Raw genomic sequence first — 360 nt, forward strand, 5'->3', positions numbered from 1 at the left:
GCCTGGGTGAGGCCCGCGTACTGGGTGGTGGAGGAGTTGGTGACGTCGACCTCGGTCAGCGCCACGTCCACGCCGAGGGCGGCGAAGCTGGACAGGGTGGTCTGGAAGTTGCTGGGCAGGGAGCTGCCGCCGGTGAAGTGGGTCTGCAGACCGACGCAGTCGATCGGCACGCCCCGGGACTTGAAGTCCTGGATCATCCGGTAGACGCCCTGGGTCTTGCCGTAGGACCAGTTCTCGATGTTGTAGTCGTTGTAGCACAGCTTCACCGACGGGTCGGCGTTGCGCGCGGTGCGGAACGCGACCTCGATCCAGTCGTTGCCGGTCTGCTGCAGGTTGGAGTTGCGGCGGCTGCCGTCCTCG

The 360-nt window shown here is 66.4% G+C and carries 1 protein-coding gene; it reads right to left on the bottom strand.

Annotated elements, in window-relative coordinates; translation table 11 throughout:
- The coding region (locus OP18_RS50785; RefSeq protein ID WP_033368059.1) for an endo-1,4-beta-xylanase at positions 1 to 360 on the bottom strand (360 nt) is incomplete at both ends.

The sequence above is a fragment of the Dactylosporangium aurantiacum genome, from assembly GCF_000716715.1.
GTDB lineage: Bacteria > Actinomycetota > Actinomycetes > Mycobacteriales > Micromonosporaceae > Dactylosporangium > Dactylosporangium aurantiacum.